The organism is Acidobacteriota bacterium (assembly GCA_020349885.1).
Lineage (GTDB): Bacteria > Acidobacteriota.
The window spans coordinates 2,077,614-2,084,332 of record CP070701.1 but is presented as its reverse complement, the minus strand read 5'-3'; the positions used below and the strand labels follow the sequence as shown (position 1 = coordinate 2,084,332).

The 6,719-nt window shown below is 58.8% G+C and carries 5 protein-coding genes; 3 read left to right on the top strand and 2 right to left on the bottom strand.

Annotated features, from left to right (window positions below; genetic code table 11):
- Nucleotides 1-1,763: sulfatase-like hydrolase/transferase (locus JSV08_08835; GenBank protein UCF80596.1), on the bottom strand; the 1,763-nt coding region annotated here is incomplete at its 3' end.
- A gap of 211 nt (nucleotides 1,764-1,974) precedes the next feature.
- Complete coding sequence (locus JSV08_08830; GenBank protein ID UCF80595.1) at nucleotides 1,975-2,553, bottom strand: FHA domain-containing protein; 579 nt, start codon at nucleotides 2,551-2,553, stop codon at nucleotides 1,975-1,977.
- Between the two features lie 509 nt (nucleotides 2,554-3,062).
- On the opposite strand from JSV08_08830, the gene JSV08_08825 reads away from it, so the two are divergent.
- The 3 genes from JSV08_08825 to JSV08_08815 all read left to right on the top strand — a co-directional run bounded on the left by JSV08_08825 (nucleotide 3,063) and on the right by JSV08_08815 (nucleotide 6,688).
- Nucleotides 3,063-4,823 carry an amidohydrolase gene (locus JSV08_08825; protein ID UCF80594.1) on the top strand — a complete coding sequence of 587 codons (1,761 nt, stop codon included), beginning with the start codon at nucleotides 3,063-3,065 and terminating at the stop codon, nucleotides 4,821-4,823.
- 134 nt (nucleotides 4,824-4,957) lie between these two features.
- On the top strand, nucleotides 4,958-5,668 hold the full coding sequence (locus JSV08_08820) for a response regulator (protein UCF80593.1): 711 nt from the start codon (nucleotides 4,958-4,960) through the stop codon (nucleotides 5,666-5,668).
- Nucleotides 5,669-5,782: 114 nt separating this feature from the next.
- On the top strand, nucleotides 5,783-6,688 hold the full coding sequence (locus tag JSV08_08815; protein ID UCF80592.1) for a diguanylate cyclase: 906 nt from the start codon (nucleotides 5,783-5,785) through the stop codon (nucleotides 6,686-6,688).
- The last annotated feature ends 31 nt before the right edge of the window (nucleotides 6,689-6,719 follow it).

Here is a 6,719-nt window from a genome sequence, read left to right as displayed (position 1 = left end):
CCGTAGAGCAATGACAGCATCACGTAGGCGTCCGAGCAGTGCTTGTCGTTCGTGGCCATCAAGAAGTGTTCTTTTGCCTTGGACGAGTCTCCTCGCTCCATGTGGTAGCGCCCTATCCCGATCCAGGCCATTCCTTTCTTCGGCCTCAACCGGATGGCTTTCTCGTAAAGCGGAAGGGCCTCGTCCCACCGTCCCTTCATCTCATGGAGGGAGGCGAGGATGTAAACCGCCTGGTAGTTCGTGGGATCCTTTTTCATGATGTTTTCCAGGTCCCTTTGCATGCCGTCGAGGTCGGAAACGTTTTGGAGATTCTCCGCGTCCCTGAGCAGTTCGTGCATGGCGATGGCATCCTTCGGATCACGGAGATCGGCCGGCTCCGCGCGGGACTCACGGGCCCCGAACACGTACCCCAGGCTTCTCAGGGTTTCCTCTTCCTCCTCGCTCATCGCGCGGCGCGAAGACACCGTTTCGTTCTCAGCCTTCCGGAGCTTCTCGAAAGTTTCCTCGTACCGCTTCACCAATGAGGCCCTCCTTTGAGGCTGGTCGTCCCATAGATTCGCCGTTTCGTTCGGGTCCCGGGCGAGATCATAGTACTCAGGCTGCGGCGCTTTGATGTACTTTTCACTCCCGTGAAGCAAGCCCGACAACGGCGCCCAATTGTAAGCCTCGAACGGGAACACGGATTCTATCAAGACGCTTCGATGGTCCAGCACCGCGCTCCCCTGCATCGCGTCGAGAAACGATTTTCCCTGAAGTTCGGGCGGCGCGGGCAGGCCGAAGTACTCGAGCACCGTCGGGGCCACGTCCGCCATGCTAACCGACGCGTCGAGCCGCTTGCCTTCCGGAAGAACGCCGGGCTGCGAGAAAATCAACGGAACCCGCATCGCCGCGTTGTAAATGAAAAACGCGTGTGTCTGCTCTCCGTGCTCGCCCAGGCTCTCTCCATGGTCCGCGATGACTACGACTAAGGTATCGCGGAGCACGCCCCAGCGCTCCAGCCGGGAGATCAGCGTCCCGATCACGCTGTCCATATACGCGATCTGTCCGTCGTAAGGATTGTGCGAGAACGCTTCCTGAAACTTGCGCGGTGCGCGGTAGGGCATGTGCGGGTCGAAGAAATGCACCCACAGGAAAAACTTCCGCCGGTGCGTCTCCCGGAGCCAGGCCAGGGCGTCCTCGACCGTCTGTTGGCCCGAGCGACTCTGAATCTCCATGGACGTAAGCTTCGGGTGCCCCGCCGTGAGATCGTCGCCGAAGCTCTCGAATCCCTGCGCCAGGCCGAACCGCGAATGAAGCACGAACGCCGAGATGAACGCCCCCGTGCGCCATCCTCCTTCCCGAAACATCTCGGCAAGCGTCGTGTATTCCCCGGGCAGCTCGTAGCGGCCGTTGTTGCGCACTCCATGGAACACCGGGTACAACCCAGTCAGAATCGTCGTGTGTGAAGGAAGCGTGAGGGGAGTCACGGCGTACGCCGCGTCGAACGCAACCCCTCGCTCCGCAATGCGGTCCAGAGCGGGGGTCCGGGCCGCTTCGTACCCGTAGCATCCTATGCGGTCGGCGCGGGTCGTGTCGAGCGTGAGGAGGAGCAGGTTGCGCCTTTCGGCCGGCGTATGGCCGCCCGAAGCAAGCTTGGAGCGGCCGTCCCGGGAAGGCGGCAGAAACCCTCGCAGTGCGACCAGAACCGCGGCCGCGATCATCAGTGCGAGCACCAAAACAATAAGCTTCCGCGACCTGTAGAAGGGCGGATCGTTGTGCTTCATGAGATACTATCGCTTTATCCGGTTGGGGCTGTGCACGGCTGTTTCTCCACATTCTACCATTTTTCAATCTGCGGCAATGGTGCCAAGGGCCCTTTGAAAAGAGTCTTTGCCCTTCAAAAAACGAGCCCTCCGGTGGAGGGCTCGTTAGAAGGAATGGATGGAGGTAAAGGGGATCAGGAAAGAGCCGCCTCGTCGCCGCTCCGCACGGGGGTCAGGAAGATTTTTCCCGAACCCGGAGCTTTAAGGCCGTCCCACCCAACACCCCGCCCAGGCGGACGAGGTCGCCGTCCTTGAGCTCCGTCTGGGACACGGGCCGGTCGTTTACGTACGTGCCGTTGGTGGACGCGCAATCGCGCAGCAGGATCGCGCGATCGCCGTAAATCTCGAGTACGGCGTGCTTGCGCGAGATCTGGGTGTCCAGGAACTGCATGTCCTCGAAGCCGCGCCCCATCGTTATGCGGCTCTTGTTGATCTCCAGCGTCCGCCCCTTGCGGGGGCCGTTGAGTATCTCCAGCGTGAGGCGATGGTTGGAGGGAAGCTCCCTCTCGCCCAGCCCGTCGCCGCCGTCGGATTCCTGGGAAACCGCCTGCAGAACGTCCGAGCAGGTCAGGGACCTGGTGGGGCTGGAGGGTGAGTGAAACTCAAACGTGTACCTACAAGCGGGACACGTTATGCGCTGCCCTTCCTCAATGCCCTCCGCGAGCCACCTGGACGTGCACTGGGGACAAGAGGCCTTGACGCGTCCGGTCGCGAGCGTCTCTCGGCGAGCGTTCTGGGTGATCGTATTCATGGTTTGCTTCTCTCCTCTCTTGTTCAGTCTTCTCTGCCCTGTTTGCTTCTTTCTTCTCTTGTTCAACTATCTCTTCCTCTGTTACTGACTAAGAGAACGCCTAACCCCCGGCGAGGGTTCCGGGTGACCATTTTCGGGAGGTTGCTTCTTTCTTCTCTTGTTCAACTATCTCTTCCTCTGTTACCGACTAAAAACTCACACGCAACCCTAAAATAATATATAACAACTTTTTCTACTTTTGTCAAGGGAAAAATATAAAAATAGATTATATTTAGTTAATACTATATGAAACTATTAAATGCCGCCCTGACCATAAATTGGCTTGCCCATGAGTATAAGTTCCAACGTGCGCCATTCCGGCAAGCCCGAACCCTTCGGCTTGAATAGGCGGCCCGGAAGGGTTACGATGAGATGCTTCCTTGGAAGAAGAAACCACTTTCCCCTTGCAAGGTGGACACCCATCGGTCAAGGCACAACTTTCGAATCCGCAACAGGATAAAGGAGGTCTTATGAGACGCTTGCTCTGCATTACCGTGTGCGTCGTTCTCGCGGCCGCGGCTTGCGTCCGCAAGGACGACAAGGCAACGACGGTCTTCCGTAACGGCGCCGTATATACCGTGGACGAAAACCGGCCGTGGGCCGAGGCCGTCGCCGTCCGGGGCGACACCATCGTATACGTCGGCCCGGATGATGGCGTCCAGGGCTACGTCGGGCCCGAAACCGAAGTGGTCGACCTTGCCGGCAAGATGCTGATGCCCGGATTCCACGACGTCCACATGCACCCGAGCACGGCCTCCGTTTTCGTCCACGAGTGCAATCTTTACGGCCTGTACACCAAGGAGGAACTGGTGGCCAGGCTCGAGGAGTGCGCCGCCCAGGACCGCGAATCCCCCTGGCTCAGGGGCACCGGCTGGGAGGCGTCAACACCCGACTCGCCCGAGCAGCTCTTCAAGGAGGACCTGGATATAATCTCTCCCGACCGCCCGGTCTACTTGATGGACCTGGACGGGCACCACGCGGTGGTTAACAGCAAGGCGCTGGAAATCGTCGGCATCGACGCCTCGACGGAAGACCCCGTGGGCGGGATCATCCACCGGCGCGCCGGCGGCGAGCCCTCCGGGCTGCTGATAGAGACCGCCGCGTACCTGCCCGAATCCTACGCCCCCGAGGTCAGCTTCGAGGATTCTCTGAAAACCCTGCAGTTTGCCATGCGCAAGGCGAACGAATACGGTATCACCACCATCAACGACGCCTGGGAGACGCCGGAGCGCGACAAGGTGTGGAAACACCTTCGGGAGCAGGGCCTGCTGACTGCGCGCGTCAACCTTAGCCTGTTGGTGACGGAGACGTGGGACGAGGACTGGGACGCGCTGCTCGCACGCAAGCTCGACGGCGACGAGATGCTCCGCGCCATGCAGGTGAAGCTGCTCGTGGACGGCGTGATGGAAAACCAGACCGCGGCGGTGAAACGGCCCTACCTCGATACGGACGGCAACAAGGGCCTGTCGATGTTCACCGACGAGCAGTTGAACAAGTGGATACCCCTGTTCGAAAAGCATGGCTTCCAGGTCCACGCCCACACCGTCGGCGACGCCGCCGTGGACCAGGTGCTGACGGCGCTCGAGGCGTCGAGGGAGGCAAACGGCGCGCCCAACGACTGGCCCTTCCTGATACACTGCTACCTTATCGACCCCGCCGATTATCCCCGCATCGAGGCGGCCGGCGCCACCGTCAATTTTACTATGCTGTGGCGCCAGTACTCTGAATCCATAGCAGACCTGGTCGAGCCTTATCTGACCGAGGAGCAATTCGAGCGGTTGATGCCCATGGCGGACGCGCATGATTACGGGCTGGTGGTCACCGGCGCCAGCGACTGGTACGTGTCGCAGATGGACCCGCTGGCGTCCGTCGCGGCGGCGCTCACGGGCAAGGCCGTTCCCTACTACCGGGACGAGCCCTACGACCCCGACGGCCAGCCGGTGATGCCGGGCAAGAAGCCCTCGCTTGAGACCATGCTCGCCGCCTACACCATCAACGGCGCCTACGCCTCGCACATAGAAGCCTTTACGGGCTCCATAGAGGTGGGAAAGCGGGCCGATCTGATCGTGTTGGAAAGGAATCTATTCGAGATTCCCGTGGAGCAGATCTACGGCACCAGGGTTCTCATGACCATGCTTAGCGGCAAAGTGGTCTACGCCCTCATGACCATACTTGACGGCAAAGCGGTCTACGGCACGCTGGACAGTTCCCCGGCGGGGGCGGGAACGTAAAGGGCGCGCCGAGGGTAGGGCGGGTTTTTGCCTTGGAAATAACGAGTCTTTGTGCTATACTTCCTCCGGAGGCGAGATGAAGCTGTAATCAATTTTCAGTGACCGACACACAGGGAAAGGAAAAGGGGAAAGTGATGCAAGAAAAATCCGGGGACTCGGAGAAAAAGAAAACCATCGTGCTCGTGGACGACTCACAGCTCTTCCTTCACATCGAGGAGGCGCTGCTGGATCGGAAGCGATTCAATCTTGTCAAAGCCACCACGGGCCAGCAGGCTCTCGACCTTATCAAGCGCCATAAGCCCTCGCTGGTTCTTCTGGATTTCATGCTTCCCGACATCAACGGCACCGAAGTCACGAAGCGCGTGCGCGAAGATCCCGAAGTTACAGACATTCCCATTGTCATCATTACGTCGAAAGGCTCGGAGGAGCAGAAGCTGGAATGCTTCAAGGCGGGGTGCAACGATTTTATAACGAAGCCCATCAATGGGAGTGTTTTGAAGCTCAAGGTGGATCGTCTCGTCAACATCGCGCCGAGGATGTCCTACCACACGATAGTAAAATTGCTGGAGGACGGAAAGAACAAAAACGACTTCGTTCTGAGCTCCAGCATTAACGTGAGCGAAACGGGCGTTCTTCTGGAAACGTTCAAGGAGTTCGAGGTGGGCACGAAAGTAGCCCTTCAATTCTACACGACGGTCTCGCGCGAGCCCGTCGTGGCGCAAGGCTTCATCGTGCGTGCCCAGGAAAAGGGGTTCCGGGGCGCCAAGGGCTACGCCGTCACGTTTTCCTACGTCTCCGACGAAGACCGCACCAAGATTCGCGCGCTTATGAAGCATACCGGCTGAGCGCCTCCGGCGAAACGCTCCGATTCGGATGTTTAAGAAGAAACGGGAAATCGGAGACGGCGGAAACAAGGCAGCCGAGGAGTCGTTTGTCGGATCAGCTGGGACGCGCTTTTTATGAAAGATACCCAAGGCGCCGAGATTCCCGTTCCCTACGAGACCCTGCTCGAAGCCGTAGGCGAGGGAATCGTCCTGCTCGACGGGTCCCAGCGAATATGCTACGTCAACAAGCAGGCCGGAGAATGGCTTGGCCGCAAGCGGAGCGAATTGTCCGGCGTGCCGCTACATGCCGTTCTTCCCGACCCGGCGCAAAAGAAGAACGTTTCCACCCAGCTTGAGAAGGCGAAGAAAAGGGGCGTGATTCGATTCGCGCTCCGGCTCCCCGGAAAAAAGGGAAATCCCGTCCACCTTCGCGTGACCCAAACGGTGATCCGCAACAAGGAGGGCGGCGGGAACAGCATCCTTCTGCTCCTCACGGATGTAAGCTCTTACAAAACACTGGAGCAGGAACTGCGAAAGCTGCAGGTCCACGACGAGGCCACGGGCCTGTACAGCCAGCGGTATTTCTTCGAGCAGTTGAACATGAATTTCGAGCACTGGAAGCGGTACAATCGGGAACTTTCGGTCGTCCTATTTCGCATCAACGGCATGAAACCCTTTCGTGACGAGTATGGGACGGACGTGGCCGAAACCTTCATGTCCAAGCTGTCCCATAGTCTTAAAGAGCAAACCCGCGGCTCGGATGTGCTTTGCCGCTTCGACATCGACGTGCTCGGGCTCTTGACTTTCGTTCCATCCGTTGAGTTCCTGGAGCTTGTCATGGAGCGGCTTTACCGGACCCTTCAATCAAAAATGGAGGAACTGATTAAAAAACTTCCCGTCGTCATGAGCGTCAGCGCCGGTGCGACGTCGACGCTGCTCAAGAAATACAAAATCCCTCGGGAAATGCTTCAGGACGCCAAAAAGGCGCTCAGGAGCACCAAGCCATCGAAGGCAAAGCCCGGGATTGCCCTGGGTGGATAAAATGAAATCATGGAAAATCTCGTAGCGGCCT

Coding starts and splice junctions, on each gene's coding strand:
- JSV08_08830 (UCF80595.1), bottom strand. CDS start 2,553: ATGAATACGATCACCCAGAACGCTCGCCGAGAGACGCTCGCGACCGGA.
- JSV08_08825 (UCF80594.1), top strand. CDS start 3,063: ATGAGACGCTTGCTCTGCATTACCGTGTGCGTCGTTCTCGCGGCCGCG.
- JSV08_08815 (UCF80592.1), top strand. CDS start 5,783: ATGAAAGATACCCAAGGCGCCGAGATTCCCGTTCCCTACGAGACCCTG.
- JSV08_08820 (UCF80593.1), top strand. CDS start 4,958: ATGCAAGAAAAATCCGGGGACTCGGAGAAAAAGAAAACCATCGTGCTC.